This window comes from Synechococcus sp. CC9902 (assembly GCF_000012505.1).
Lineage (GTDB): Bacteria > Cyanobacteriota > Cyanobacteriia > PCC-6307 > Cyanobiaceae > Parasynechococcus.
Genome location: NC_007513.1, coordinates 1526767 through 1552907 on the forward strand (window position 1 = coordinate 1526767; position 26141 = coordinate 1552907).

Consider the following 26141-nt stretch of genomic DNA (forward strand, 5'->3'; position numbering starts at 1 on the left):
GCAACATCAGTGTGACGTTCAGTCTGATGCTGGACGTGCTTCGCCGCCGCTCACCCACGCCTCGATCCCCTCACCAAGGAAGGAGAGACCGAGCACAAGGATGAACATCGCCAAGCCCGGGAAGAGAGCCGTCCACCAAACACCCGTGGGTACGGCTGCGAGGGCGAGGTTCAAATCCCCTCCCCACTCCGGCACCGTTTCAGGCAAGCCAAGGCCGAGGAAACCAAGGCCGCCCAACACCAAAACGGCATCGGCAGCATTCAGGGTGAGCAACACCGGCACCGACGTGATCACGTTGCGAAACAGGTAGCGCCGCAAGATCCACACCGGCCCGGCCCCAAGAGACTGGGCTGCTTCCACAAACAACTCACTTTTGACCTGTGCCGTTTGGTTGCGCACCACCCGGAAGTACTGGGGCACATAGACAACGCAGAGGGCCGCTGCGGCATTGGGGATGCCCTTACCGAGCAGGAAAGCAAGCACCACCGACAACAACAACACCGGCAGGGTGTAGAGGGTGTCCATCAGCAGCACCAGCGTTCGGTCGATCGCTCCGCCGAAATAACCGCTCACCATTCCGAGGGGAACACCCAACACGAGGGCAAAACCCACAGCGAGCAGTACCACCTGGAGGGCCACGCCACTTCCGGCCATCGTGCGAACACACACATCTCGACCCAGGCGATCGGTGCCACACCAGTGGCTCCAACTCGGGCTGTTGTAAATCGGGTTGGACAGTCCGGCATTGGCATCGGGAAGCCAGCCCAAGTGGATCAAGACTGGAGTGATCAAGGCCACCAGCAAGTACAGCCCAACAATCACGAGCCCCCAACGGGCCATTCGAAAAGAGAGGCTGCGGATCACAGGCCGAGGACGGTCCGAATTCACTGCATTTTCCACCGAACTGATGAGAATGGATTGATGCCATCCCAACGACGCTGGCGACAACGGCTGCTCGGCAGCCTTCAGGGGCAGCTTCAGCTCGCCACCTATCTCGTGGTGTTTGCTGGTTTTACTGGCGCCTCAACGGCGGGGTTATGGGTGGGTCAACGGAACCTGATCCACAACGAAACACAAACACTTCGCAGCAGTGCGGGCGAAATTCAGGCATCGCTTCGGTCCGATCAGAGCGCTAAGGCCAATGCCGATGGTGCGAATGCGATTGAACATCTTCAGCTGGAGCTCCTGGTTCACTCCAGCCATCGCACCCGGCTGTGGATTGAACAGCCCGATGGACGCCTGATCCTTCCTCAACGAGAGCATCTGAAAATTTCGGACACGGCGCTTCGCGCCGCCATGCAAAGCAATCCAGAGCGCGTTGTGGGTCGTCAAGAACAGATCAACCTCGGCAACACGCGCTACCTCAGCGAATTAGTGGAAGAGCTCCCCGGTGGAGGGCGGCTCTGGATCTTGCATGAAGTGGGAGCCAATCAACAGGCCCTCGGCAACTACTTGCAGTTGATGATCCTCACCTGGGGCAGCTGCTTAGCAATCACCTTGTTGGCCGTGAGCTGGCTGGTGCGGCGCATCGTGAAACCACTGGAACAGCTCAATGCCACCACGTCCCTCGTCACGGCCGACAACCTCAATACAGCGCGGCTTCAACTCAGCACAGGTCCAATCGAGGTGGTGCAGCTGGGGCGGACCTACAACGAGCTCCTGGAACGGTTGGCCTTGTCTTGGAGCCAACAGCGGCAATTCGTGAGTGCGGTGAGCCATGAGCTGCGCACGCCGCTCACGATTGTTCAGGGCTACATCCATCGCACGATCAAGCGGGGCGACAACCTCAGCAGCGAGCAAGTGCATGGCTTGCAAACCGCCAAGGACGAAAGCATTCGCATGCAACGGCTGATGGATGAGCTGCTGGATCTATCCCGAGGAGATTCAGGCCAGTTGGCGATCAGCTGCGAACCGGTGCGTTTAGCGGATCAATTGGAGCAAGTGGCCGACATGGCACGCCACACCCTGCAGCGCCCGTTGGTGTTGCACCTCCCCGATGATCCTCAGCAGCGTGATGGGATCGCCCAGGCTGACCCGGCCCGTCTGCGTCAGGTGTTGCTCGATCTGATCGAGAACGCCGACAAGTATTCCCCCGAGGGTCGTCCGATCCTGCTCAAACTCCAACACGACGGGAACAACTCTGCGATCGAGGTGATCGACCAAGGCATCGGCATTCCAGAGGACGAGCTCGATGCCGTGTTCGAACGCTTTCAGCGCGGTAGCAATGCACCTGTGAAAACCGGTTCCGGTCTGGGACTGTCACTGGTGAAGCTGCTGGTGGTGGGCATGGGCGGCAGCATTGAGGTGCGTAGTCGTCTCAACGAAGGGAGCTGCTTCACCGTGCATCTGAGCCCATGATTCCCTTTTTGGTGTTTTGCTCATTTCTGATCCCGATCAATGCCTGGGCTGCAGTCACACCGCATTTGCACAGTGATTTGTCGATGCGGCTGCTGCATGGGGTCTGCACCCTGGTGTTGATCCCGCTGTTGTGGAGCCTGTGGCTGCGACGCCATGATTTGAGCCGCTGGCCTGCTCTCAGCCTCACGCTATTTGCGGTGGTGATGGTGGTGGTGAACAGCTGGATTGCTGGGATGGGAATGGGAGTGGAATTCGGCTGGCTCGACCACGTGATGCTGGCCTGCATCGAGGTGGCCTTAATCGCCTACTTCCTGCTAGGGCCAGATCCTGCTGAAGCGTGAAGACATCACCGAATCACCTTCAGCCAACAGCCCGTCAGCCAACAGCCATCGAGCGAACAGGCTTCGACTGATTGCTGTTGGCGCCAACGGTGGTAGTTGGTCAAACTGGGATCAAGAGCCGACAGCAGATTTTTATTCTTCCCAGAACACAAATCGGCAATTCAACAATCAAGATCGCGCCTTAATTGTGAATACCACATCTCTGGGGCTAAGCTCACCATGGCTAGAACATCTATCTCAAAAAACCCAGGGTTACTACAATCAAATCGACAAAGAATCGATTGAGAACAACCAAGAAGATTTAGGTTAGATGAATAACTAAAAAGGCTTAGCAACCTGTTAATCATTCAGCTTCAATACCGCCATGAAGGCTTCCTGGGGCACATCCACCTTGCCCATCGCCTTCATCCGCTTCTTACCCTTTGCCTGCTTCTTCAACAGTTTCTTCTTCCTTGAGATGTCACCGCCGTAACACTTGGCCAACACATCCTTGCGGATCGCACTGATGCTGGTAGACGCAATAATCCGGCTACCAATTGAAGCCTGAAGCGGAATCTTGAACTGCTGGCGGGGAATCAGTTCTTTTAATTTATCCACCAAGGCCTTACCCACGTTGTAGGCCTTGTCTTGGTGAACAATCGTGGTGAGCGGATCAGCGCGATCACCATTGATCAAAACATCGAGGCGCACCAGCTGATTTTTGCGATAGCCGATCAGGTGATATTCCATTGAGGCATAACCCTGGGTGCGGGTTTTCATCTGATCAAAGAAATCGGTCACCACTTCAGCCAATGGCAATTCATAAATCAAGGTGACCCGATCTTTGGTGATGTATTTCATATCGATGTATTCACCGCGCCGCTCTTGGCACAAACCCATTAGGGCTCCGTTGTAATCATTGGGCGCGAAGATTTCCATACGCACGTAGGGCTCTTCAATCGATTCACGCTTTTGAGGGTCTGGCAGCGTGGCGGGGTTATCCACCAACTCCTCACTGCCATCCACCATATTCACGTTGTAAATCACCGATGGTGCGGTGACTATCAAGTCGAGGTCGTATTCACGCTCCAGCCGTTCTTGCACGATCTCCATATGCAACAGACCCAGAAACCCGCAACGGAAACCAAAGCCCATCGCGCTGCTGGTTTCGGGCTCGAACTTCAGCGCCGCATCCGATAACTGCAGCTTGTGCAGGGCTTCGCGTAGGTCGGGATATTGATCGGCCTCGGTGGGGAACAACCCGCAAAACACCATCGGCTTGGCTTCGGCATATCCCGGCAGCTCTTCGTCGGCTGGCGCGTTGAACAGCGTGATCGTGTCGCCCACCCGGGCATCAGCCACCGCTTTGATCGATGCGGCGAGGTAGCCCACTTCACCGGCGTGAAGTTCTTCGACCTTGCGCTCATTGGGCGCCATGATCCCAATTTCATCCAGCTCATAGGTTTTCTTGCTGGCCATCAGCAGCACTTTGTCTTTGCAACTGATCCGGCCACTCATCACCCGGAAATACACAATCACACCCCGATAAGGGTCGTAATAGGAATCAAAGATCAGCGCTTTGGTGGGTTCTTCGACGGCATCAGCGGGAGCCGGAACCCTATCGACCACCGCTTGAAGGATTTCCGGCACCCCGAGCCCGGTTTTGGCTGAGCAGTAAATCGCGTTACTGCAATCCAAACCGATGATGGCCTCCACCTCTTCCTTAATCCGATCCGGGTCAGCGCCGGGAAGGTCGATTTTGTTCAGCACTGGAATGATCTCAAGATCATTTTCCAAAGCCAAATACACGTTGGCCAGGGTTTGCGCTTCAACGCCCTGGCTGGCATCCACCACCAACAACGCTCCCTCACAAGCCAACAGGCTGCGGCTCACCTCATAGGAGAAATCGACATGCCCAGGCGTGTCGATCAGGTTGAGCACATATTGCTCACCATCCGCCGCCGTGTAGTTCATCCGGGCGGCCTGGAGCTTGATCGTGATCCCCCGTTCTCGCTCCAGTTCCATGTTGTCGAGGAACTGCTCTTGCATATCCCGATTGGCCACCGTGCCCGTGTCCTGCAGCAGACGATCAGCCAGCGTCGACTTGCCGTGGTCGATATGGGCAATGATGCAGAAGTTGCGAATCCGTGAAACGGGGGCGTCGGTCATGCAGCGGCGAACTCCCTTCCTTGGGGCAACGATCTGAATTGAACTAATCCTAAGGAGAAGCTCGGTTGCCTTTGAACAATCCCTGGACCCTGCTCCTTCTCGCCATCAGCGCCGAAGTGATTGGCACCTCTTGCCTACGACTCTCCGAGGGGATGACACGACCGGTCCCCACACTGCTGGTGTTTTCGGCCTACGCCATTGCCATGGGGTTGCTCTCCAAGGTGGTGATGAGCCTCCCCCTTGGCATCACCTACGCCCTCTGGAGCGGCATCGGCACCGTGGCGATCGTTCTGGTGGGTCGCTTCGCTTATCAACAAACGATGGGAGTGGGGCAACTGATCGGGATCGCCCTGATCACAGCGGGGGTGGTGCTGGTGAACCTCAAGCAGTGATGACGGGTATCAGCGGCTGAGACCCAACAGGCCATCGCTGCGCTCCCGCATCCCCTTCAACACATCGGGATCGCTCTTGGGATCGCTATAGAAACTCGGCAGCAAGGCCTTGAGTCGTGCTTGCCAATCCGCACTGGCGAGCCGTTCTGGGAAGCAGCGCTGCAGCACCTCCAACATGATCGTCACCGCCGTACTGGCCCCTGGCGATGCCCCCAACAACGCCGCCAATGAGCCATCGCTGGCAGCCACCACTTCCGTACCGAGTTGCAGGCGACCGCCCTCTTTGCTGCGTTTGATGATCTGGACCCGCTGGCCCGCTACCGACAAACTCCAGTCGTCTTGGCGCGCTGTTGGCAGAAAATCCCGAAGCGCATCAAAGCGTTGGTCTGGGGTCTGGCGCAGCTGATTGATCAAATACCGCACCAACTCAATATTGGTGGCTCCCACTTGCAACATCGGCAAGAGGTTTGTTGGCCGCACCGAGGCCGGCAAATCCAGCAGAGATCCCTGCTTTAAAAATTTGCTGCTGAATCCGGCGAAGGGGCCAAACAACAGGGAACGACGCCCATCCATCCAACGGGTATCGAGGTGGGGCACCGACATCGGTGGAGCCCCCACCGCCGCCTTGCCGTACACCTTGGCCCGCTGCTGTTCCGCCAGGTCTGCGTCGTTGCACACCAGCCAAAGACCGCTCACCGGGAAGCCAGCAAAATCGTCGCCTTCCGGAATCCCCGACCGTTGCAACAGCGGAAGGGCACCACCGCCGGCCCCAAGAAACACAAAGGGCGCACGCACCTCACGTCGACCGGAAGGCCCCTTGGTGATCACCCGCCAATCCCCTTCAGTCATGTTGGGGCGACGCAATCGCTTGAGATTGCTCACCTCGGTGCCGTATTGCACCGTGAGTGCACCGCTGCTCTGCAACGGCAGCAGGTAGGCCCGGGTGAGCGCACCAAAATCCACATCGGTTCCGCGCTCAATCCGGGTAGCAGCAACCGCCTGGTTGGGATCGCGCCCCTCCATCACCAGGGGCATCCACTCCGCTAAGTCCTGCCGATCTTCGGTCCATCGCATCTCAGCAAAGGCTGGGATGTCTTTGAGCTGCTCAAAGCGCTGACGCAGAAAAGCGATGTTGGCAGGACTCCACACGGCACTGATATGGGCTGCTCGATGCAGAAAATCGGTGGACGTGAGCCGACCTCGCTCGAGCAGAGACCCCCAGAACTCAAGGCTGCGCTCAAAGGCGGCATTGATGGCCACGGCTTTATCGGTGGCGACCCGACCATTCGGTTGCATCGGGGTGTAATTCAGTTCGCAGTTGGCTGCATGCCCTGTGCCCGCGTTGTTCACCGCAGCGGAGCTCTCCAACGCTGGCGCCTCGAGGCGTTCCACCAGCAACAGGCGCAGCTGCGGGTCCAGCTCATGCAGCAACGCCGCGAGAGTCGCGCTCATGATTCCAGCGCCCACCAACACAGCGTCGTAGCTGGCTTCCGGATCGAACGTGCCGTCGTTTTGCACCAGTGCCTTGGGTGGAAACCGCTCTCGTCAGCCTATGGGGGCACTCCGTAGGGTGGGCTCAAAGTTGTAGTGGACGTTCGATGAGCACCGAAACCATGGCCCTCACCTTGGACAACGTGGAAAAGGTGCTCGATGAATTGCGTCCCTTCCTGATGGCCGATGGCGGCAACGTTGAAGTTGTTGAAATCGATGGCCCAATCGTGAAGGTGCGCCTGCAGGGAGCCTGCGGCAGCTGCCCCAGCAGCACCATGACGCTGAAAATGGGGATTGAACGCAAGATGCGCGAGTCAATTCCTGAAGTGAGTGAAGTGGTTCAGGTGCTCTGAGGGCACCAAGCCTCGATCCCGATTTCCTAGCTCCCCGTTGCCGCAGCAACAACAGCAAAAGCCCTCTGCGATCCAGGGATCAACAGGATTTGTCGTCGGCGATCAAGATGGAATCCACCGGTCTGAGCCCGATGCAGCTTCGCCAACAGATGCCGGCCCTGGCGAACAAGACCTACTTCAACTACGGAGGGCAAGGCCCGTTACCAACGGCTTCCCTGGAAGCCATCACCGCCAGTTGGCACCGCATCCAAGAACTCGGCCCGTTTACCACCGATGTGTGGCCCTTCATCGCCGCGGAGGTGAATCGCACCCGCCGTCTCCTGGCGCAATGGTGCGGGGTCCCTCCCCACCGCATGGCACTCACTGAAAATGTCACCAGTGGCTGCGTTTTGCCGCTCTGGGGCCTGCCGTTTAGCAGCGGAGACCATCTGCTAATCAGCGACTGCGAGCACCCGGGGGTGGTGGCCGCTTGCGTCGAGCTCGCTCGCCGCGAACAGCTGGTGATCGACACCCTTCCGGTGAAGCATCTGCGGGGAACAGCAAGCGACACCGATGCAGGTGTTCTCCAAAACCTGGAGACCACTCTTCACCCCCGCACACGCCTCGTCGTGCTGAGCCATCTGCTCTGGAACACCGGCCAAGTGATGCCGATTGAAGCGGTGGCCAATCAGCTCAAGCAGCATTCACAGCATCCGTTTCTGCTCGTGGATGCTGCCCAAAGCATGGGGCAGATCCCTGTGCAAGCCGCAGCGGCTGCCTCCGACATCTACGCCTTTACTGGCCACAAATGGTGTTTTGGACCGGAGGGGCTCGGCGGGGTTGCCCTCTCCCAACGCGTCCTCGAGCAGGGCCAGCCCACCCTGATCGGCTGGCGAAGTTTGCAGGATGAAAGCAAAGCGGTTTTTGATGCAGAGGATCCCTTTCATCACGACAGCCGTCGTTTTGAAGTGGCCACCAGCTGCGTGCCGCTAATGGCAGGGTTGCGCTGCTCACTCGAGCTCATGGACCAAGAGGGGCCCGCCGAAGAGCGGCTCGATCAGATCCTTCAGCACAGCCAAATGCTCTGGCAGAGCTTGGATGCAATGGAGGGAATCACACCGCTGCTGTCGGTGCCACCAACCAGCGGCCTGGTGAGTTTTCAGCTGGAGAATGCTCCTCCACCGGCCGACGTCGTGACGGCACTCGGCAAACAAGGAATCTGGATCCGAGACCTTGCCGACCCGGCTTGCCTCAGGGCTTGCACCCACATCACCACTTCAAGTGAGGAACTCAACCAGCTGAGTGAGGCCCTCGCCACCCATCAAGGTTGAAGCCGAAGACGTAGTGCTTTTTGCGCTTCCTCTCGGTCGTCAAAGTGCACCTTCTCGGTGCCAAGAATCTGGTAATCCTCATGGCCTTTACCAGCCACCAGCACCAGATCAGCGGCATCAGCCTCAGCAATCGTTTGGGCAATCGCCACCCCACGGTCTGATTCCACCACCCGATCAACACCGTCCGGAATGCCCTGCAGCACATCCTCAAGGATGCGCTGGGGATCCTCGGTTCGTGGGTTATCGGAGGTCACCACCACCCGATCGGCCAAGCGCGCCGCAATCGCGGCCATTTGAGGACGCTTGCCCCGGTCGCGATCACCACCGCAGCCAAACACGCAGATCAACTTGCCCTCGGCAAAGGGTCTTGCAGCGGCAAGAGCGTTCTCCAACCCATCCGGCGTATGGGCATAGTCCACCAACACCGTGGGGAGCGAATTGGTCATCGCGTCCTCCAACAGCACCCGTTCCATCCGGCCAGGCACGCCTCGGAAATCACTCACTGCCCGCAGCAGATCTGGCAAGGGCAACTGTTGCTGGAGCAGAACACCCACCGCTTGCAACAGATTCATCAAATTGAAGCGACCCAACAGAGGCGACTGAAACGCACCCTCTCCCAGGGGACTGATCAACCGGCCTGATACCCCGCGGCTGGTCATGCTGAGATCCTCCATTCGCAACTCCGCCGTGGAATCGGTAAAAGAGCTGCGCCAGCACTGCGATCCAAGCCGTTCAGCCAGCTTTGCCCCCCAGGGGTCATCGCCATTCACCACCGCCCGGGCGGGGCCGGCTTGCAGCAACGCCTCCGAAAACAACAGGGCCTTCGCCTCGAAGTAGTCCTGCATCGAGAGGTGGTAGTCGAGGTGGTCCTGGGTGAGATTCGTGAACACAGCGCCAGCAAACCGGCACCCCGCCACCCGGTGCTGTGCCAGAGCATGAGAACTGATTTCCATCGCCGCCAGCTGGCTCCCAGCCGATGCCGCCTCCGACAATTGGGCCTGCAGGCGATCAGCAAACGCCGTGGTGTGGGTGGCGGTGACGCTGTGGCCAGGCCAACGATTCACGAGGGTGCCAAACAACGCGGTGGATCGTCCACAGGCCAAGGCCAGATGTTCGATCAGATAGGTGGTGGTGGTTTTTCCATTCGTCCCGGTCACACCCAACAGCGCCATTCGCTCACTCGGTCGGTTCCAAAACGACGACGCCAGCTCACCAAGCGTGCTGGCCACTGGCTCGGACACCACCAACACCTGATCGTGATCCCCTGGTGGATCCGAAGCAGCAGCCGCTGGACCAATTACCGCCGCCGCGGCACCCGCGTTTAAGGCTTGACGCCAAAACAAACCTCCATCGACCCGCTCACCAGGCAATCCCACAAACAAGCTGCCTGGGCCAGCCAAGCGGGAGTCACTGGTGACGGCCTCGATCTGCGGATTGGTCCCACCTGCGGGGGGCGTGAGGCCCACATCTCGCAGAAGCTCATCCAGGAGCTGACCCATCGAAAACTCCGATCAACCTGAATCCTGAGGCCTTTCTAAAGCGATCCGGGCAAGAAGAAAAGTGGCTGGCCTCAAAAAGGTTTTAACTCATCAATCAGCCAATGCCATTGCATCCAACAATCAAACCGCTTAGCAGAAGAAAGCATTTTCCCGGCATTCATCTCCACAAAATATGTGTTTACAGCGAACGGAACTTGTTGACCGTTTTAGTAGGATTCATCAATCGACATGCGCATCCTACATAACATTTTGAGCGACGTTTATTGCGGCAACTGTTTTACAAGCCACTTCAACAATCCATCCCCCGACAATCTCGGCGACACCCGCGGTAGTTCGTTGCTGTCCAGCACTAGAACCGGAACCTCGAGGTCGTAGCGGGCTTTCCACTCGGAGGGGGTCTCGGGATGGTCGATATCCACTGTGAGTAGCTCCAGGTGAAGGTTGTCCAAATCCAGCTGTCGCAGGCGCTCCTCGAGGCCAGCGCAAAGGCAGCAGCCTGCTCGGCTGTAGAGACGTAATTCGTGCATCAATCAGGAACCGGATCGCAACCGCAGGGCGTGAAGGGATGGCAACGCAGGACACGTTTCAGCGTGAGCCAGCCGCCGCGCCACGGCCCATGGCGTTGAATCGCTTCCAACCCATAGGCGCTGCAAGTGGGCGTAAAGCGGCAACGAGGTCCGAGCAGAGGCGAGATAAAGGTTCGATAAAAGCCAATCAAAGCCAGCAACAGCGCCGCTACACGCCGATTCAAGCCAGCCCATCGATTGGGTTGGTCTCCATTGGATAAGATGGGAGATTCGTGCATCGATGGATGCGCTGGCACCTGTAATGGGTCCAGCATGCCCAAAGATCGCGCGATTTGATCTAACTCCCTTCACTTATGTCTCGCTACCGCGGCCCTCGCCTGAGGATCACGCGGCGCTTGGGAGACCTCCCTGGTCTCACCCGGAAGGCCGCAAAGCGGTCCTATCCCCCCGGTCAGCACGGCCAAGCCCGTCGCAAGCGCTCCGAATACGCAATCCGTCTCGAAGAAAAGCAAAAACTTCGCTTCAACTACGGAGTCTCCGAGCGCCAACTCGTGCGCTACGTGAAAAAGGCCCGTGCCCAGGAAGGTTCCACAGGAACCAACCTGCTCAAGCTTTTGGAAAGCAGACTGGACAACATCTGCTTCCGCCTCGGCTTCGGCCCCACCGTTCCAGGCTCTCGTCAGCTGGTGAACCATGGCCACGTGACCGTGAACGGTCGCGTCACGGACATCGCCAGTTATCAGGTGAAACCCGGTGACGTGTTGGCCATCCGCGAAAAGAAAGGCAGCAAGCAACTGGCCGAAGGCAACCTTGCCTTCCCCGGCCTATCCAACATCCCTCCTCACTTGGAGTTGGACAAAGCCAAGTTGAGCGCCAAGTGCACCGGTCGCTGCGAACGCGAATGGGTTGCCCTGGAAATCAACGAACTGCTGGTGGTGGAGTACTACTCCCGCAAGGTGTAGTCGCAACAGCTTTTTTATTCATTCAATCCCCCACCAAATGGTGGGGGATTTTTTTTTGCAATTAAGTACATAGCATCATCCAGACATGCATGGATTAAACGCTTACTAGATGCAGCGGACAATTCGCTGCGATCACCAACGAATAAGCGTTCTCAATTCTGCGCCCTCCAACAGCATCTCTTCGATGGCGTCATAGAGACGATCCATCCCATCGAAATAAGGATCAGCAAAGACTGTGTGAATTTCTTCTCTTGTTGCTATTTATCAGTCGTATGAAGAGCGTGGGCAGCAGAAAGTAATAGGTCGTGTGTTCGAATCACACAGGGGGGTTAGCAAGAGCGACGAGTTTCGTTGGCTTTGAAGGACTGCCGTGAAAGTCACCTTGGGGACTGCACTTTTTACGTAACAAATATCATAAATCGCTGTCACCATTAATTCGTTTATAAATCGTTTAATGCTGCGTCGTCTTTCTGCAGGGCTGCTTGCCACTGCTGCTTTTGTTGCACCACTGGCTGCTACTGCTCAAGAAGGCTCAGCAGAAGACCTTGGTGTGATGAGCATCAGCCTCGCTGATATCGTCAAACCCACCATTGGTTTTCAAGGCGCACTACAAGGTGCAGGAACACCAAACCAAGCAGGCATCGGTGGTTTTCTCCCGCTCTCTGTTGGTGAGAACAGCGTGTGGTTCCTTGATGCCCTGGTCAACGCCAACTTCGCCGATCGCGACGGCGAAAGCAGCCTCATCAATACCGAGGTTGCTGGTGGAACTTTGTCCACTTCAACCCGTGTTGGTTATCGCTGGCTGAACAACGACCGCAGTTGGATGTTTGGCCTGAATGGTGGTTATGACAGCCGTACATTGAAATCAGGTGATGCCGATACCGGCGTCAACGTTAAAAACAAGAAAACCGTCGGGTTCCAGCAGATCGCACTGAATGCAGAAGCGGTTTCTAATAGCTGGACCTTGAACGGCTATGGACTGATCCCTGTTGGTGATGTGGAGCAGAGACTCAACAGTGTCTTTGACTCTGGTGCGTTGAACACCTACGGCCTGGATGCCGGTTATTTCATCACTCCAGTTCTAAAAGCATCCATAGGTTATTACTACCAACACCGTGATCAAGAAGATGTCGATGGTTCTGGTATGCGAGGACGCTTGGCCTATGAGATCAGCAATGGATTAACAGCTGGTGTGAATGTCTCCTATGACGAAGAATTTGACACCAGAGTTTCTGCAGACCTTAAGGTTCGCTTTGGTGGTGCAAATACAACAGCGCAACGCAAAGCTGTTCAACAACTACCTGTAATCAATGCCTTAACATCAACACCAATCGAACGGGATGTGAGGGTTCACGATTCCTGGCTTCAAAAATGCGAGGAGTGGTGTCCGATTATTTTTATGTAGCCTAGGCTCTTAAAACTCTTTTAACCTCAGGCACTTTTATTTCTTTAATCACTGGCTAATCACGCATAAATGCCATCCACTGCCTGGCACTTAATAAACATCATCCCGCCGCAAGGTGTGGTTTTTTAGTAGTTGATCATGCCCCAACGTGTTTCCGGCAGAGGTTCAAACTCTTGGCTCGATGTGCCTCAGCGGATCAGCGTTGACCCAACGAACCACACACACCCCAATCAAGTACGGCCACTTGAAAAATGGATAAGTGATCGCCTCAGTCTTTGAACTTCTCTATTTCAGCTTTTAGCTCTGTGAGGTTTTGCTCCAGCTTTGAGTAGTTATCAGGGTCTTCATCCCAAGTCTCGATCAGCTTTTGAGCCGTCTCGATAAAGCTCCTCAAGTCATCACAAGCCCGCAAGAGATTCATAGTCAGCCTTCCTTGTCACCGAGCTTCAATAGCTTTTCAAGCTTGAGAAACTTCAAAAGTTTTACCCCCCAAATAGCAGCAGCAGGTTTCACCAACGTCTGCTCGATACGAAGCTGATCTTGTGGAGTGATTCTTGGTTCAGGCATAGTTGCTATATACAAAAAAGGGGGTTGCAGGAATGGCTCCTTACATGCTTCTGGGATGATGTAATGATTTTATGACATTCACAAAAAAAGCCGTTATAAAGAACAAAAGTTCAACAGCCGACATTCACGTTTATGAAGATCTGTAATAGCTAATTTAAATCCATTCGAAAGATATATAAAACACGCTCGTTTGATTTCAGAAGGAAAAGGCCACGGGCTGACCACTCCAAAAGAAAGAACCAAGTGGGCGTTAGTTGCGCCAGGGCTACACGGTCAGACTGCACCAGCTAGCAGATAATTTTTCTGCAGGAATAGCCAAAACAAAACCCCCGCCAAAGGCAGGGGTTCCGAAAACTCAGTGGGAGTGTGGCCTTGTTTCCACCCCGTAAGTTTTTATCCTCACCTCATGAACCTAGCCTAGGGAATTGGCACAGTGCCAGTTAGGAGTGGACGGCATCGGAGTTGACAACCCAGACCTTGGGCTCGGCATGTCGATGCCTGCACTCCAAGTAATCATTCCTGTTCTTTCAGGTCGTCCTCGGGAGGGCAAACAGGAGCTACTGCATAACGCTTTTGGATGTGGCGTTGCGCCCACCGCTCCAATACAAATGAACTGAGGTGACTCTCTCCAAGAACTTTGGTGAGGCTTGGCATTTGGCTTGTGGAGATTGCTTGAGTCACTAAGGTGATGAGCACTTTCTGATTACTAGCCACAGCTCCATGCAAGTGCAGTGGTGGCTAGCAAAACGTTGTGCGAGCTTGAGCTGAAAACCAATGCGCAGAAGAATGAACGAATGAACAGAATTACTTACATTGCAGGACTTTTAACAAACAAAAACTATCTCTTCTCTATATTTCCGGGAGCCGGGACACAATTTGAGAGAGAATTAGTCGCACTCCCAATCAAGATACCAATCGAATTCAAAAGCAGACTTGCCATCAAGAGTCAATTCTTGAATTCATACAAGTTAAATTTTCTATCGCAAAACGTTAAAGCAAGTCACCAGAATATGAGTTCAAAATACCCGGGCTGGATAGCAAGTTTATTGTGAAAACAAGCGAGAACAATAGCATCTAAAGCAAACACCAAATGCTGAAAAATTCAATACGAATATCACTGAACCAATCAAGCAAAAAGTTTGTATTAATTCGGTGGATGTCAGATACCAATAAAACAGCGGCATCTGAGAGCTCATTCATAGAAGATAGTCATTGAGGCTTCGTGATTGCTTTGGCCATGGAATCCATAAGCCCCCACGACTGGTTGAGCCTGGCTCATCCTGTGTTGATGATTCTGTTCGTGTACCCCGTGTTCGGGGCCACGGTGCGTCTCGGAATCCTCGCCCGCGAAAAACGCTTGGAGCTCAACCCGATTGCTGAAACGGTCCCGGTCGAACATGCCCAACATGCTGCCTGGGCCGTGGGAGGGATCCTTGTTGCCATTCCGATCGCCCTTAGCGTCAGCCTGCTCAACACCACATCTCCCCTCGCACTGGTGCTGATCGCTGGGACGGTGCTCTTCAGCTACAGCAAAGTTTTGAAAACCAAGCTGATTTGGCAGCGCCTGGCCTGGGCCGCCATCAGCTGGATCGGACTCTTACTGCTCGGACTCCAGCCGGCTGTCGAGCGACTGAGCGATCAGCCATGGACGGCGTTGTTCTGGCAATCTCACTTTTGGATGGGGATGGCGCTGATCGCCCTGCTCCTGGCAACCACAGCGATGCAACCCAGCATTGGCCGCAATATGCAAATCAGACGCCTCCATATCAGCGTCAATGTGATCGTTGCCCTTTTGCTCTTTATGCAAGCTGTCTCGGGAACCAGAAATTTATTACTCCGCTAATCAAGTGTTTTCATTGATTCAACGAAAACAAAACTGGGCACACCGTTTTAACGAGCTCCTGAGGGCAGCAGGCCTAATGGAGAAATTTCCAGGCCATCGGCAAGGTCCACACCACGCCGATGAAGCGCCTTCAGAATCCGACGCTGGAATTCCCGTTCCGTTGTCCACTGTTCACCGGCTCTGGTCACCAACAAAATTTGCATATGGACGCCTAGGGCGGATGTGCGTTTCACACCACGCAAAATCGGATCAGCAATCAGTCGCGAGCCCCAAAGGGGATCTTGCTTAAAATCTGAAATCTCAGCAGCCAACACTCGGTAAACAACATCGAGATCAGTTTGCCGGTGCGAAATCAACAGTGTAATCAAACTACCCGAACGAAGTTTTGTGTGATTACGCATCTGCACAATAGACGCATTATCAACAACATTGACCCGCTGATCGAGGCAACGAACTTGGGTACTAAACAGACCAACATCAATCACTTCACCCTGAATTCCATCCACCTCAATCCAATCTCCAATCGCACAACGATCCTCAAGCAGCATTAATAGTCCCGTGGAGAAATCCCGCAAAAGACCTTGAAAAACGAAGGCCAAAGCACCTAATAAAGCACCACCAGCTAACAACAACGATGTCGATGTGGAGCGAACCCCTGGAACATCGAGCACAACCCAAAAACCAACGATCAAAATACCGGCAACATTCACCAATCGATGACTAATTCGGACAAGACTGCGATAGCGCTGTTGTCTGCGATTTTGCTCCTGCAAAGGAACATCAATATCTGCCGACCACTGTCGTAACAAGAAGGTGACCAAACTACGAAGCAAGTAAGCACAAAAACTAATGAAGACAAACTTGGCGATTGCCAGCAACGGTTGCAGCAGCAATTTCATGCTTAATGGCAGTTGACCAGGAATGGCCATCAGGCCAAAGGCCAACATCAACACCAACTCCGTCAGCATCAGAGCAAGCACAGCAATCGTGAGGGCCTGCTCGACATGAAGACGCATTTCGCTCCACCGATGATGTTGCCGCCGCTCTAAATGCTCACGTTGCAATCGTGTGGTGCGCTGACGCAACCGATTCCAGAGCAGAACAGTCGCCGCCACCGCAACACCCAACAGAAGTTCCATCAGCAAGGCCAAGCGGAAACGATGTTGCAGCTGTTCTGGGGAGTAAACCTGCCGGGCATAGTTCAAACGCTTTTCCAAACGATCCCGCCAAAGCTCAGCCAAAGCCTTTTCATCAAGGCCATTAATCTCTGCATCTGCATTGGTTATTGTGAGAAGCGGAAACGATGCTTCACGGCCAGATACGCGAACTGATATCTCATAAAGACCATTATTTTCCTGGACAATATTCAGGGTGATGGGCTCATTCGATCGCATCAATCCATAACGTTCACCAGCGCGACAAACTTGAGAATTTCCCTCCAAAATTGAGTTAAGTATTCCCTCACTCAGTCGCTCACTCCATGAACAAATCTGATCTGGGTGATACAAAGCACGCAAATTTCCTTCAATCACTCGAGCACGAACAGAGGCTCCAATCGATGATGATTCCTGAAGGGGAACAAGGGTTGCCACATTGATCGCCGGCACCCCAAGAATACGAACCTTGGCTAACTCAAACTTCCCTTCTTGTGTAAATTCTGGGTTGCCATGGGTGACTGGAGCAAGCCCATTTTTAGGCGTCAAATCAATCAATGAAGCCCGACTAGTTAGTGGCAGCATGAGCAATGCCACTACAACAAGACAACAAAAACTTTTAAAGCGTTGCCTGAGTCGAAACCACACAACAAAGTTCTACAAATCGACCCCATGATGCGGTGATTTATCCATCTGTGCACCCACCACAATCGAAGTCAACACCGTTAGAGCCAACACCGTGATCAACCAGCGCAGTGATCCTCTAGGGCAGTGCGCAACCAGGGCAGGCTCAAGCCGATCACGTTCGAATAACAGCCATTTAATCCGCGAATCAACAACCCACCACGCCCTTCGAGGGCAAAGCCTCCCGCACAGTTCAATGGCTCTCCACTGGCCACATACGCTTCAATCTCTCCCAAACGAAGCGCAGCGAATTGCACCACGGTGCTAACGCAAGCCATGGTCGCCCCCAGCCCATCAGCGACCAAACAGTGGCCGGTCAGCAACTCTCCACTCCCACCAGCCATGCGTTGCCAGCGATCGATCGCCTCCTTGGCATCGGCTGGCTTTCCAAACACCTCTCCCTCGAAAACAAACACCGAATCACATCCGAGCACAGCTGTAATCCCCCCATCAACTGAGGGATCCAAACAACTCTGAACAGCTGAAGCCTTGGCAAACGCCAGCTTCTGCACGAGTGCCCTTGGGTCTTGGTCATGAATGGTGCTTTCGTCGACACCACTAACGCGAACACGATGGGGGATCGCCGCCTGCTCCAGCAAACGTCGACGGGCGGGAGACGCCGAGGCAAGGAGGAGCACGAAAACACAACGCTGAACAACGGTTCGTAGGCTGCCAGGAATAGGCCGTATTGCCATCGCTCACCCCACCGACCTGCTCGACCAACGCAGCCGCAATCGGGCCAGTAGGGCAATGCGCTGCCTGCCATTTGCTGAAGCTGTTTATCGAGGCCTTCAAGAGCAGGGGCTGGATGCGGGCCAACTCCTCAACAACCCGCGCCTGTATCAACGCAAGGGGAGCTGGTATCGCAACAGCGATTCTCTCGAGAACGATCTGCTTTGGCTGATTTGCGTGGGGGTCCTACGCCGGGAAGTGGATGGCCAGGGCCTCACCAGCCGATTCCGACTGACACCCCTCGGCCGCCAAATGCTCGACGACACGCCAGACCTTCTGCGTCTGCCGGTGTCTTGGAACGAGTGGCTCCAACACTGGCTTCGGCGCAGGATGTCTTGAAAGGAGGCTTGCGATGCAGCGCCCACTGATGGTGCTCGGCACCTCTAGTGGTGCCGGCAAAACCTTGATGACAGCAGCCCTCTGCCGGGTCCTGAAACGTCAGGGAGAGCAACCCCTGCCTTTCAAAGGGCAGAACATGAGTAACAACGCCTGGGTGGATGGCGCGGGAGGCGAGATGGCCTACTCCCAAGCGATGCAGGCCTGGGCAGCCGGTCTTGAGCCCTGCTGCGCGATGAACCCTGTGCTGCTCAAACCGAAGGGCGACAGCACGAGCGAAGTCATCCATTCAGGCCAAAGCGTCGGCACCGCCCGCGCCGAGCACTACTACCGCGATTGGTTTCGCCCAGGCTGGCAAGCCATTCGCAGCGGGTTAAGCGAACTGCAGCAGCAATGGCCTGAAGGACGTTTAGTCCTGGAAGGAGCCGGCAGCCCTGTGGAGGTGAACCTGCAGCGCCGCGACCTCACCAACCTCAGATTGGCGCAATACCTACGAGCCAACTGTCTGCTCGTCGCCGACATCGAACGGGGCGGCGTCTTTGCGCAAATCGTTGGCACCCTCGCCTTGCTTCGACCGGTGGAACGACCGCTAATCAAAGGAATCCTGATCAACCGGTTCCGCGGCCGCCGCGAATTGTTTGATCAGGGGAGAACCTGGCTGGAAGACAACACCGGAGTGCCAGTGCTGGGAGTGATGCCCTGGCTCAATGAGTTATTCCCCCCCGAAGACTCCCTCGACCTGCTTGAGCGAAAGCCCAGCAGGGGTGCCTCCGACCTGGACATCGCCGTGTTGCGATTGCCGTCGTTGAGCAACTTCTCAGATCTCGATCCTCTGGAAACGGAAGCGACGGTGCAGCTGCGATGGGTTTCTCCAGGGGAGGCGCTTGGCGTGCCCGATGCCGTGGTGATTCCGGGCAGCAAGCAAACCCTGCGGGACTTGTCTGCCATGCGCAGCAGTGGACTTGCGGCCGCCCTTCAGGCTTACAGCGCTAGGGGAGGCCACGTGTTTGGTATTTGCGGTGGCATGCAGATGCTCGGCCAGGAGCTTGAGGATCCCCAGGGCCTAGAAGGTGGCGCTCACTCCTGCGAAACCGGGCTTGGCCTCCTTCCGCTTCACACCGTCTTCACCGACAACAAAGCATTGCGGCAGCGCAGCAGTGCAGCTCTCTGGCCCCAAGGAAACACAACGCTTCAACTAGAAGGCTTTGAGCTGCACTACGGCCGCACCACAGCATCTGCCCCCTGCGAACCGTTATGCGGTGAAGCCGAGCTGGGCTGGGTTAAACGTTTCGGAGAGGATGGGGGATTGGTGGCAGGCACCTATCTGCATGGAGTGTTTGAAAGCGGCCCTTGGCGACGGCGCTGGCTCAACCAACTCCGAGCGACTAAAGGATTGCCGCCGCTTACCGAGCAGCAGCAGCATCACAGCAAGCAGCGGGAGGCACTGCTCGATCGGCTCGCTGATGCCTTCGAAGAACACATCAATCTCGAACCACTCTTGCGCTGAGAGTGGTTCATCACGTCATCTAAGAAACAGAGGTTTGATATTGCGGCCGTCCCTCATTGAGCTTTCTACACCGCAACCAAATGAACAAGCTTCTCAACACAATCCATTCCATAAAAGAATTGAATTGAGCCGAGCAACTTGATATTGACGGTTCCAACAGATAAGAACCACCGAGTGAACGTTATCTTTAACCATAGTGATCATCACGATGACAGCGATGAGCAGCATTCCTGTGCGTTGGCCCCATGGCCAAACCACCATGGAAACCGTTGGCGAGGACTGGTTAAAAGCCGCTAGCAACGCAGACGTTTCGATCCCAACCGGCTGTCTGGGGGGCAGCTGTGGCGCCTGCGAAATCGAAGTGAACGGAAAGATGGTTCGGGCCTGCATCAGCACAGTTCCACCCTCCAAATCGGGGGAATTAGTGGTGACATTTGCCACCGACCCCTACTGGTAAATGAACTCAGCCAGATTGCATTGCCACAAGACATTCCATCACCTTCGAGGTTTGCAAATCCTGCACAAAAAGTTCAAAAGATTGCTTTGTTTGCTTGTAATCGGGCCGCCATGCAAAAGGCTGACTCATCAATTGGGCAAGCTGTTCTCGTTCAGCTCGCATGGTCAGTGTAGGAAGTTGAACCATAGTTTTTCATTGTGGATACTCCAAGTTTCACCCCATGAAGGCGTGATGTCGTCCCATGAATGGGTGATCTGTTTAGTGAGATCCAGCCAACGAAAGAAGTCAGCAAACGGGGTGGACCAGCAAGGGGTTGAGCGATACCGTTCAGCCATCGGCAATCTTGAGATGCGGAGCTACACCAAAACGTTAAGGAGCGCTGCTTTAACAGGATTAGCGATGCTCGCAGCAGTAGCAATCACCATTCATATCGTGCTCACATTTTTTTTCATGCACGGCTTGCTCCTCACGATGTGCTTCCTTGCAGCCTTAATTTTGATCATGCCAAGAATTGGACGATGGCATAGCAAACGACAACTTCATTCATCTACAAATTAAAATAATTTTGGCGCATCGGGCCGTCGAACTCAGAAATTGATATCGCCTATCCTGTCCAAGCCAAGACAAGCAGTTTGCACCTTATAAGCGACAACAATAGTATGGTCAGCCGATCCACAACCAATTGGAATTTATTTTGGCAGCACCATTTAGGCAGCTGGCTAGGCCAGTGGACGCGATATTCCCAATCGGGCAAAATTCAGGAATCATTTAAAAGCAAACGTTCATTTTCAGCCAATTCAGACTGCTCTGAGATCGCTCAAACTAATCAACAAATGTATGCCAATGGCGATACAAATACAATGCGATGGAATTATTCCATCGATGAACATAGCCACAACGATGGATTTGCTCATCCAGCAAGCACCTTGATGCGGGGCTTCGCCTTTGAGAATGGTGCAGCGGCATGGTTAATACCACAGCTTAAAAACACCCAATATCAACCCTTTGAACTCTTTCTAACGCAAAAAGACATTCGCCATAGCGTGGGAGTTCTCTATGGAGACAGCGGACAATTACTGCATACAGCAAGCATTCGTGAATACCGCGGAGACCCATGGAACAACAACTGGTCGACCAACACTGAGCAAGTCAATCCCTGGACGATTGAGGGAAGATGGCAAGGGGAAGAACTCCGAATTCAATCAGACCTGTTCCGAGATCCAATACAAGCCCGTCAATGGCAGTGGAACGAAGATGAACTTAAGGACAATCATGCCAATCATTTCTTTCCTGACAACATCATTCTTCGCTGCCCAAAAGTGTTATTACAAGACAAGTCATTTGGCATCACAATTTACTGGCAAACAAAAAATAATCAGCTTCAAATTATTCAAGCAGATTATAACCAGACCCATCAACTCATTGCAATCAGCCAGCAGACGATGGATCAGACCTCTGAACAATCTTAAAACAACAGATTCATTACATCCCTGCGCGTATGGCAGAAATCACTGCTTGAGTTCGGTCTTTAACACCAAGCTTGCCAATCACAGTACTAACGTGGCTTTTAATTGTTTCAGGACTGACGAACAAGACTTCAGCCATCTCTTTATTACTCATTCCTTGGCACAACGCTTCTAAAACTTCTGATTCACGGTCGGACAATCCGGCAAGTGCGATACTTTTGACATAACCAGCCATGGTTCTCACTTCCTTCGGGTAATAACTTGATCCATTCGCAATCGCGCGAATCGACTTCAAAAAATCGCCATCGGCACTTTGACCAATGGAATGAACGAAGATAATTCCATCAACATTCGCCTCAATTGCTTCTCGCACAACGTCTTGGCTTTCACGGTGTAAAAACACTAAAACACTAGTGGCTGGGGAAATATTTTTAACTTTTAAAGCAAGATTAATACCATATCCCTGTTCCAACTGTTCCGTGATGTACAGCAAATCAGGCTGCTTATCCTGACAAGCCATTAACGCTTCTCGCTCTGTTGTAAATGCACCTAGAAGTGAATTATTGATGGGAATAGCATGACTAAAGGCTGCCAGCGTGAGCATATCTCCCATACAAGCCATCGAAGTTTTACCTGCTAGCAGGCCTTTCACCTCCTCGAAAGCTTCGCGCACGCGATCCGATTGAACAAAGTATTCCACGTTCGGGGAAAGGGAAGCAGTCCCTGTTGATCATGATCCATTTTGGAGCTGATCTTGGCCAATGTCACTACAACATGAACAAAGAGCCAGGCCCCACCAACTCTTGAAGATGAATCGTGAAAGTGGCTGGAGCGCGATCTGTGATCTCAACAATACATTTCAACAATGCATCAAAATAATCAATCAAAGCAATGAATAGACTGGTAAAACACCAACCATCAAAAAGCTTCAAAGCCTTCTCCTTCTGACCAAAAAAGCAACCAGACGAAAGCAGGCAAGAACAATAAAAACATCTAACTCAAAAACAATCGAGTAATGGAGTCACTGATTCAAAACAAGCCAAGACAGAGGAGCCTTTTTCTCGACCAGATCAAAGCGATCATGATCGCTTTGGTGATCGCTTCCCATACTGTTCTACTCGCCAGCCTGTCCTCCGATGGCGTCGGCCAACTCATCAAAGATGCACCACTATTTGAGGGCGTGAATCTTTGGTTTGTCTGGGTAAGCAATACATTTTTCATGAATATCTTATTTTTAATATCTGGATATCTATTACCTGAATCGGTTCAAAAGCAAGGCCTTAAGCAGTTTGCCAAAAATCGCCTCATTCGCCTTGGAATCCCTTTAATATTTAGCATAATCTTGATTAATAATATCTTACCAATTGGCGGATTACTTGTACCTGACAGCCCTGCATTCGGCCAGAGCATCATCAACCTACCGCTCAACAGAATCGGACCACAATGGTTTCTAGTTGTCTTGATTTTGTTCAATGCTCTGTATTGCATATGGGTAGGCCTTCGCAAAACCAAATTTTCAATCAATCAGGCAACATCCGTTCCTGGATGGAGATCTTGGCTCATCAGTGCCATGATTCTTGGACTAGCAGAAATGGAAATGAGCCATTTCTCAAATGTTTGGATCAACCTGAAGGAAACAAACCTAGATGGTCTTGGGTATCAAGGTATGCACCTATTCACCTATGGATTTCTCTTTGCCGTTGGCTGCAAGGCAGCATCCCATCGTTGGATTGAACGCATCAATCTACGTTTGGCATCTTCATGGTTTCAAGCATCTCTGTTGATCAGCTTGACTTTTTTGGCCATCATGGTTGCAACTATTCTGATGGGCAACAATTCCTACTTCCTTCAGCAAGCATTGCCAATTTTATCGGCCCTCATTCCATTCGTAGGCTGGGGCTATATGGCTATGTTTCTTACTTGGACTCAGCAGCATGAGCACATTGGCGGAGCATGGTTAGCCCAAGCAGGACGAGATGGCTTTGGTGCCTATTTGATTCACATGCCCATCCTCTATGGATGTTTTATGCCCCTCTACCTGTTAGGTATAACGAATATTTGGATCCTGAGCCTATCGGCCACGATTTTGGCCATCGTTCTGTCGTTTTGGGGAAGTCATCAATTGCGAAACATTCCTGCCGTCCGTCGCATCATCTAAGACTTCGAGCGTCCCAACAGGTGTGGGGCAGACACCTTCAGAGACAACACCTACCCGTCTGCGGATGAATCAGCGACACTCAGGCCAACACCTCGCTCACCCTCCACTGATCAACAAACTTCTGATCGATCAACTGCGCTTCAGCCTGATGGCGTTGTTCGCCGGCGCAGCAAGTGGGGCGGGCGTGGCATTGATCATCAGCCTGATTGATCTCGCCACACGACAGCTTTGGGGAGGTCCGGTTGAACAGGCCCTCGGACAAGCTCCACCCTTGGCTTGGTCGGTGTTGGTCTGCGGGGGCTTTGGATTGCTTCTCTCGTTCATTCATCGCGGTGGTTCCTCCACCTTGCTGCCCGAACTCCCAGAAACCATGGAGGACTTGCGTCATCCAGACCGGGCACCAAAACGAGACGAGCGCAGGGCCATTCTTGGGGCTGCCCTCGCCCAGATCGGTGGTGGCAGCATTGGCCCAGAAGCCCTAATGACGCGACTTGCGACATTGATCAGTCGTCGAATGTGGAAAGGCAACGATCAAGCTCTGCAGTCAGCCTCTGTGGCCGGAAGCTTGGGATTTCTCGGCGCCCCTCTCTTGGGAGGCATGGTGGTCGGTGAGCGGAAACAAGACGTTCTTCGCCGTTGGATCCCTGGAATTCTGGGGGGGCTTAGTGGTTTTGTTGCTTTCCACGGCATCAATGAAGCCAGCGGTGGGTCCCTCAAAAACTTGCCCTACGTCTGGCCCTCCAACATTGGGGAAAGTTTCGACACTCTTGTTGCAGCGTTGCTAGCCGGAGCAGTCGGTTGCGGGTTGGGACTCATCTTCCAAAGGTGGCGTTACTGGCTAGAACAACGGCGGCTCATGGCGCGCTGGTGCTGGTGGCCTGTAGTCACCGGAGTGCTGCTAGGTGCCTTGATGCATTGGCTTCCCCTCGTGCCTTTTGGCGGGGAAGAGCAGATGCGGCCTCTGCTGGAAAACCAACAAAGCCATCCCTCCGCACTGCTGTTCTTATCCGCCTTCGGCAAACTGTTGATGCTGGGCCTTTGCCTTGAAACAGGCTGGCGTGGTGGGATCTTTTTCCCTGTTTTTTTGATTGCCTGTGCCACCGGCACGGGGCTCCATCAAATCTTTCCCGACCTGGGCAGCCTCGGCAGCTGGTGCGGAGGGCTCACGGGCGCCTTTTATCGCATTCTTTTGCCTTCACCACTGGTGGTTGTTGTGCTGGGCTTGGCTTTACTTCAGGGGCATGGGGCTAGTGGTCTGCTGGTGGGAGTCGCCATGGCTCACCTGATCAAGCAGGGGACAAGCCTGGGTGATGTCCCTCCACCTCCCCAGCGAACACTCGACTCGCACGAATGTCCGAAGCCTCAATGGTCATCAAGTCGTCCTTTGTAAAGGCGTCTCCCATCCGCTCAAACAATCGATTTGCCTGACGCAGTCGTGCTCGATCGATGGCATTGCGAATCGATCGGGCATTCGCAAAAAACGGCAGCTGACGGCGTCGACCGATGTACTCCTCAAAGGCCTCATTTGCTTCAGGACTCAAGCAATAGTGCTGAGCTTCAAGCAACAAATCTGCAATGGCCATCAACTCTTGATCGCTGTAATCGGGAAAATCAAGATGGTGCGCTACCCGCGATGAAAGGCCTGGATTGGAGCTATAAAAAGTCTCCATTTTGTCTTTGTAGCCAGCAAAAATCACGACAAAATCCGTTCGTTGTCGCTCCATTTCCTGCAACAGGATCTCAATCGCCTCGGCGCCATAGTCCCGCTCATTTCCTGGCTTATAGAGGTAATAGGCCTCATCGATAAACAGCACACCACCCTGGGCACGCTTGATCATCTCTTTTGTTTTTGGCGCTGTGTGGCCCACATATTGACCAACCAGATCATCCCGGGTCGCCGTCACCAAATGCCCTTTACGCAAATATCCCAAACGGTGGAGGATTTGCGACATGCGCTGCGCAACGGTGGTTTTTCCTGTGCCAGGACGCCCTGTAAAGGACATGTGCAAACTCGGAGCCGTGCTGGGGAGATCCATCTGTTGCCGTGCCTGATCCACGAGCAACAGCGCTGCAATCTCACGAATCCGCGTCTTCACCGACGTCAGACCAATCAGCTCACGGTCCAGCTGCTCTTGAACATCGGCGACCCCAGATTCGGCATAGGCCGCCGCTAAATCAACGGATGAGGGCATCAATCTCTACCGCAAAACTGCGATCCGCATCCGTCAAAACAGCATCAGCCTCATCCGACTCAGGGCGAAGCGTGATGTTCACATACGTTTTTCCAAAACTGATATCGGGAAAGCGTTGGGTTGTCTCACTGAACTCCCCAAGGCGATCCAAGAAATCCCTGGTGGCGTTGTAACTCTCGAATTCGTAGCGCCGCTCAAGACAAACCGGGCGCTTGCGTTCCTGCCACTGATCCATGCAACGTACCGAGACCAAGCCCTC

Annotated in this window: 29 protein-coding genes; 15 read left to right on the plus strand and 14 right to left on the minus strand. The window is 53.8% G+C overall.

Annotated elements, in window-relative coordinates:
• Positions 1 to 18: 18 nt before the first annotated feature.
• Positions 19 to 840: an ABC transporter permease gene (locus SYNCC9902_RS07975; protein ID WP_011360354.1), complete on the minus strand. Its 822-nt coding sequence runs from the start codon at positions 838 to 840 to the stop codon at positions 19 to 21.
• An 81-nt stretch (positions 841 to 921) separates the two neighbouring features.
• Between SYNCC9902_RS07975 and SYNCC9902_RS07980 the strand changes: the two genes are divergently transcribed.
• On the plus strand, positions 922 to 2358 hold the full coding sequence (locus SYNCC9902_RS07980; protein WP_011360355.1) for a sensor histidine kinase: 1437 nt from the start codon (positions 922 to 924) through the stop codon (positions 2356 to 2358).
• Entirely contained in the window at positions 2355 to 2699 is a 345-nt protein-coding gene (locus tag SYNCC9902_RS07985) for a hypothetical protein (protein ID WP_011360356.1), read from the plus strand. The genes SYNCC9902_RS07980 and SYNCC9902_RS07985 overlap by 4 nt, the downstream gene beginning before the upstream one ends.
• 339 nt (positions 2700 to 3038) lie before the next feature.
• On the opposite strand, the gene lepA is transcribed toward SYNCC9902_RS07985, so the two are convergent.
• A complete protein-coding gene (gene lepA, locus SYNCC9902_RS07990) occupies positions 3039 to 4847 on the minus strand; it encodes a translation elongation factor 4 (RefSeq protein ID WP_011360357.1) in 1809 nt (602 codons plus the stop codon).
• 65 nt (positions 4848 to 4912) lie between these two features.
• Here lepA and SYNCC9902_RS07995 point away from each other — a divergent pair, with 65 nt between their 5' ends.
• Positions 4913 to 5239 (plus strand): DMT family transporter, encoded by a 327-nt coding sequence (locus SYNCC9902_RS07995; protein WP_011360358.1) that lies wholly within the window; start codon positions 4913 to 4915, stop codon positions 5237 to 5239.
• Positions 5240 to 5248: 9 nt separating this feature from the next.
• Here the strand turns inward: SYNCC9902_RS07995 and SYNCC9902_RS08000 are convergent, their stop codons facing one another.
• Positions 5249 to 6757 carry a malate:quinone oxidoreductase gene (locus tag SYNCC9902_RS08000; RefSeq protein ID WP_011360359.1) on the minus strand — a complete coding sequence of 503 codons (1509 nt, stop codon included), beginning with the start codon at positions 6755 to 6757 and terminating at the stop codon, positions 5249 to 5251.
• 80 nt (positions 6758 to 6837) lie between these two features.
• On the opposite strand from SYNCC9902_RS08000, the gene SYNCC9902_RS08005 reads away from it, so the two are divergent.
• A complete protein-coding gene (locus tag SYNCC9902_RS08005; RefSeq protein ID WP_011360360.1) occupies positions 6838 to 7083 on the plus strand; it encodes a NifU family protein in 246 nt (81 codons plus the stop codon).
• A gap of 131 nt (positions 7084 to 7214) precedes the next feature.
• The gene (locus SYNCC9902_RS08010) at positions 7215 to 8393 is read left to right on the plus strand and encodes an aminotransferase class V-fold PLP-dependent enzyme (RefSeq protein WP_049749490.1); all 1179 of its coding nucleotides are present in this window, start codon (positions 7215 to 7217) and stop codon (positions 8391 to 8393) included.
• On the opposite strand, the gene SYNCC9902_RS08015 is transcribed toward SYNCC9902_RS08010, so the two are convergent.
• The 3 genes from SYNCC9902_RS08015 to yidD all read right to left on the minus strand — a co-directional run bounded on the left by SYNCC9902_RS08015 (position 8384) and on the right by yidD (position 10697).
• The gene (locus tag SYNCC9902_RS08015) at positions 8384 to 9892 is read right to left on the minus strand and encodes a UDP-N-acetylmuramoyl-L-alanyl-D-glutamate--2,6-diaminopimelate ligase (RefSeq protein ID WP_011360362.1); all 1509 of its coding nucleotides are present in this window, start codon (positions 9890 to 9892) and stop codon (positions 8384 to 8386) included. The two genes, SYNCC9902_RS08010 and SYNCC9902_RS08015, sit on opposite strands and share 10 nt — an antisense overlap.
• Before the next feature lie 260 nt (positions 9893 to 10152).
• Positions 10153 to 10419 (minus strand): glutaredoxin family protein, encoded by a 267-nt coding sequence (locus SYNCC9902_RS08020; RefSeq protein ID WP_011360363.1) that lies wholly within the window; start codon positions 10417 to 10419, stop codon positions 10153 to 10155.
• Positions 10419 to 10697 carry a membrane protein insertion efficiency factor YidD gene (gene yidD, locus SYNCC9902_RS08025; protein ID WP_041425480.1) on the minus strand — a complete coding sequence of 93 codons (279 nt, stop codon included), beginning with the start codon at positions 10695 to 10697 and terminating at the stop codon, positions 10419 to 10421. The genes SYNCC9902_RS08020 and yidD overlap by 1 nt, the downstream gene beginning before the upstream one ends.
• A 75-nt stretch (positions 10698 to 10772) precedes the next feature.
• On the opposite strand from yidD, the gene rpsD reads away from it, so the two are divergent.
• Both rpsD and SYNCC9902_RS08035 read left to right on the plus strand, forming a co-directional pair.
• Positions 10773 to 11381 (plus strand): 30S ribosomal protein S4, encoded by a 609-nt coding sequence (rpsD, locus tag SYNCC9902_RS08030; RefSeq protein WP_009789340.1) that lies wholly within the window; start codon positions 10773 to 10775, stop codon positions 11379 to 11381.
• Between the two features lie 454 nt (positions 11382 to 11835).
• Entirely contained in the window at positions 11836 to 12786 is a 951-nt protein-coding gene (locus tag SYNCC9902_RS08035) for a carbamoyl-phosphate synthase (protein WP_011360365.1), read from the plus strand.
• A gap of 268 nt (positions 12787 to 13054) precedes the next feature.
• Here the strand turns inward: SYNCC9902_RS08035 and SYNCC9902_RS12565 are convergent, their stop codons facing one another.
• The 3 genes from SYNCC9902_RS12565 to SYNCC9902_RS12575 form a co-directional block, all read right to left on the minus strand.
• Positions 13055 to 13207: a hypothetical protein gene (locus SYNCC9902_RS12565; RefSeq protein WP_156771108.1), complete on the minus strand. Its 153-nt coding sequence runs from the start codon at positions 13205 to 13207 to the stop codon at positions 13055 to 13057.
• A 2-nt stretch (positions 13208 to 13209) separates the two neighbouring features.
• Complete coding sequence (locus SYNCC9902_RS12570) at positions 13210 to 13353, minus strand: hypothetical protein (RefSeq protein WP_156771109.1); 144 nt, start codon at positions 13351 to 13353, stop codon at positions 13210 to 13212.
• A gap of 513 nt (positions 13354 to 13866) precedes the next feature.
• A complete protein-coding gene (locus SYNCC9902_RS12575; RefSeq protein WP_156771110.1) occupies positions 13867 to 14067 on the minus strand; it encodes a hypothetical protein in 201 nt (66 codons plus the stop codon).
• Between the two features lie 20 nt (positions 14068 to 14087).
• Here SYNCC9902_RS12575 and SYNCC9902_RS08040 point away from each other — a divergent pair, with 20 nt between their 5' ends.
• Both SYNCC9902_RS08040 and SYNCC9902_RS08045 read left to right on the plus strand, forming a co-directional pair.
• Positions 14088 to 14405, plus strand: coding sequence for a hypothetical protein (locus tag SYNCC9902_RS08040; RefSeq protein ID WP_156771111.1), 318 nt, complete (start codon positions 14088 to 14090; stop codon positions 14403 to 14405).
• A 185-nt stretch (positions 14406 to 14590) separates the two neighbouring features.
• Complete coding sequence (locus tag SYNCC9902_RS08045; protein WP_011360366.1) at positions 14591 to 15196, plus strand: DUF4079 domain-containing protein; 606 nt, start codon at positions 14591 to 14593, stop codon at positions 15194 to 15196.
• Between the two features lie 47 nt (positions 15197 to 15243).
• Here the strand turns inward: SYNCC9902_RS08045 and SYNCC9902_RS08050 are convergent, their stop codons facing one another.
• Positions 15244 to 16935, minus strand: a complete 1692-nt coding sequence (locus tag SYNCC9902_RS08050) for a mechanosensitive ion channel family protein (RefSeq protein ID WP_011360367.1) — start codon at positions 16933 to 16935, stop codon at positions 15244 to 15246.
• Between the two features lie 158 nt (positions 16936 to 17093).
• Complete coding sequence (locus tag SYNCC9902_RS08055; protein ID WP_041425132.1) at positions 17094 to 17672, minus strand: Maf family protein; 579 nt, start codon at positions 17670 to 17672, stop codon at positions 17094 to 17096.
• A gap of 112 nt (positions 17673 to 17784) precedes the next feature.
• Between SYNCC9902_RS08055 and SYNCC9902_RS08060 the strand changes: the two genes are divergently transcribed.
• The 4 genes from SYNCC9902_RS08060 (at position 17785) to SYNCC9902_RS11805 (ending at position 21535) form a co-directional block, all read left to right on the plus strand.
• Positions 17785 to 18105, plus strand: a complete 321-nt coding sequence (locus tag SYNCC9902_RS08060; protein ID WP_011360369.1) for an Npun_F0494 family protein — start codon at positions 17785 to 17787, stop codon at positions 18103 to 18105.
• A 13-nt stretch (positions 18106 to 18118) separates the two neighbouring features.
• Entirely contained in the window at positions 18119 to 19609 is a 1491-nt protein-coding gene (locus tag SYNCC9902_RS08065; RefSeq protein ID WP_011360370.1) for a cobyric acid synthase, read from the plus strand.
• Positions 19610 to 19826: 217 nt separating this feature from the next.
• Positions 19827 to 20066: a 2Fe-2S iron-sulfur cluster-binding protein gene (locus SYNCC9902_RS08070; RefSeq protein WP_041425484.1), complete on the plus strand. Its 240-nt coding sequence runs from the start codon at positions 19827 to 19829 to the stop codon at positions 20064 to 20066.
• A gap of 659 nt (positions 20067 to 20725) precedes the next feature.
• On the plus strand, positions 20726 to 21535 hold the full coding sequence (locus tag SYNCC9902_RS11805) for a DUF3598 family protein (RefSeq protein WP_011360373.1): 810 nt from the start codon (positions 20726 to 20728) through the stop codon (positions 21533 to 21535).
• Between the two features lie 13 nt (positions 21536 to 21548).
• Here the strand turns inward: SYNCC9902_RS11805 and SYNCC9902_RS08085 are convergent, their stop codons facing one another.
• Positions 21549 to 22205, minus strand: coding sequence for a helix-turn-helix transcriptional regulator (locus tag SYNCC9902_RS08085; protein WP_232179205.1), 657 nt, complete (start codon positions 22203 to 22205; stop codon positions 21549 to 21551).
• Positions 22206 to 22547: 342 nt separating this feature from the next.
• On the opposite strand from SYNCC9902_RS08085, the gene SYNCC9902_RS08090 reads away from it, so the two are divergent.
• Both SYNCC9902_RS08090 and SYNCC9902_RS08095 read left to right on the plus strand, forming a co-directional pair.
• Entirely contained in the window at positions 22548 to 23690 is a 1143-nt protein-coding gene (locus tag SYNCC9902_RS08090) for an acyltransferase family protein (protein ID WP_011360375.1), read from the plus strand.
• 64 nt (positions 23691 to 23754) lie between these two features.
• On the plus strand, positions 23755 to 25080 hold the full coding sequence (locus SYNCC9902_RS08095; RefSeq protein WP_011360376.1) for a chloride channel protein: 1326 nt from the start codon (positions 23755 to 23757) through the stop codon (positions 25078 to 25080).
• Here the strand turns inward: SYNCC9902_RS08095 and cbbX are convergent.
• Both cbbX and SYNCC9902_RS08105 read right to left on the minus strand, forming a co-directional pair.
• Positions 24977 to 25882: a CbbX protein gene (cbbX, locus tag SYNCC9902_RS12150; protein WP_011360377.1), complete on the minus strand. Its 906-nt coding sequence runs from the start codon at positions 25880 to 25882 to the stop codon at positions 24977 to 24979. The genes SYNCC9902_RS08095 and cbbX overlap by 104 nt on opposite strands.
• Positions 25866 to 26117 carry a 4a-hydroxytetrahydrobiopterin dehydratase gene (locus SYNCC9902_RS08105; protein WP_041425138.1) on the minus strand — a complete coding sequence of 84 codons (252 nt, stop codon included), beginning with the start codon at positions 26115 to 26117 and terminating at the stop codon, positions 25866 to 25868. Before SYNCC9902_RS08105 ends, cbbX begins: the two co-directional genes overlap by 17 nt.
• Positions 26118 to 26141 lie beyond the last annotated feature (24 nt).

Coding starts and splice junctions, on each gene's coding strand:
- SYNCC9902_RS08105 (WP_041425138.1), bottom strand. CDS start 26,117: ATGGATCAGTGGCAGGAACGCAAGCGCCCGGTTTGTCTTGAGCGGCGC.
- yidD (WP_041425480.1), bottom strand. CDS start 10,697: ATGCACGAATCTCCCATCTTATCCAATGGAGACCAACCCAATCGATGG.
- SYNCC9902_RS07985 (WP_011360356.1), top strand. CDS start 2,355: ATGATTCCCTTTTTGGTGTTTTGCTCATTTCTGATCCCGATCAATGCC.
- SYNCC9902_RS08095 (WP_011360376.1), top strand. CDS start 23,755: ATGAATCAGCGACACTCAGGCCAACACCTCGCTCACCCTCCACTGATC.
- SYNCC9902_RS12565 (WP_156771108.1), bottom strand. CDS start 13,207: ATGAATCTCTTGCGGGCTTGTGATGACTTGAGGAGCTTTATCGAGACG.
- SYNCC9902_RS08010 (WP_049749490.1), top strand. CDS start 7,215: ATGCAGCTTCGCCAACAGATGCCGGCCCTGGCGAACAAGACCTACTTC.
- SYNCC9902_RS07980 (WP_011360355.1), top strand. CDS start 922: ATGCCATCCCAACGACGCTGGCGACAACGGCTGCTCGGCAGCCTTCAG.
- SYNCC9902_RS11805 (WP_011360373.1), top strand. CDS start 20,726: ATGGTCAGCCGATCCACAACCAATTGGAATTTATTTTGGCAGCACCAT.
- SYNCC9902_RS08045 (WP_011360366.1), top strand. CDS start 14,591: ATGGAATCCATAAGCCCCCACGACTGGTTGAGCCTGGCTCATCCTGTG.
- SYNCC9902_RS08070 (WP_041425484.1), top strand. CDS start 19,827: ATGAGCAGCATTCCTGTGCGTTGGCCCCATGGCCAAACCACCATGGAA.
- SYNCC9902_RS07975 (WP_011360354.1), bottom strand. CDS start 840: ATGGCCCGTTGGGGGCTCGTGATTGTTGGGCTGTACTTGCTGGTGGCC.
- SYNCC9902_RS08015 (WP_011360362.1), bottom strand. CDS start 9,892: ATGGGTCAGCTCCTGGATGAGCTTCTGCGAGATGTGGGCCTCACGCCC.
- SYNCC9902_RS08090 (WP_011360375.1), top strand. CDS start 22,548: ATGGAGTCACTGATTCAAAACAAGCCAAGACAGAGGAGCCTTTTTCTC.
- SYNCC9902_RS08050 (WP_011360367.1), bottom strand. CDS start 16,935: ATGCTGCCACTAACTAGTCGGGCTTCATTGATTGATTTGACGCCTAAA.
- SYNCC9902_RS08060 (WP_011360369.1), top strand. CDS start 17,785: ATGCGCTGCCTGCCATTTGCTGAAGCTGTTTATCGAGGCCTTCAAGAG.
- lepA (WP_011360357.1), bottom strand. CDS start 4,847: ATGACCGACGCCCCCGTTTCACGGATTCGCAACTTCTGCATCATTGCC.
- rpsD (WP_009789340.1), top strand. CDS start 10,773: ATGTCTCGCTACCGCGGCCCTCGCCTGAGGATCACGCGGCGCTTGGGA.
- SYNCC9902_RS08005 (WP_011360360.1), top strand. CDS start 6,838: ATGAGCACCGAAACCATGGCCCTCACCTTGGACAACGTGGAAAAGGTG.
- SYNCC9902_RS08020 (WP_011360363.1), bottom strand. CDS start 10,419: ATGCACGAATTACGTCTCTACAGCCGAGCAGGCTGCTGCCTTTGCGCT.
- SYNCC9902_RS08065 (WP_011360370.1), top strand. CDS start 18,119: ATGCAGCGCCCACTGATGGTGCTCGGCACCTCTAGTGGTGCCGGCAAA.
- SYNCC9902_RS08035 (WP_011360365.1), top strand. CDS start 11,836: ATGCTGCGTCGTCTTTCTGCAGGGCTGCTTGCCACTGCTGCTTTTGTT.
- SYNCC9902_RS12570 (WP_156771109.1), bottom strand. CDS start 13,353: ATGCCTGAACCAAGAATCACTCCACAAGATCAGCTTCGTATCGAGCAG.
- cbbX (WP_011360377.1), bottom strand. CDS start 25,882: ATGCCCTCATCCGTTGATTTAGCGGCGGCCTATGCCGAATCTGGGGTC.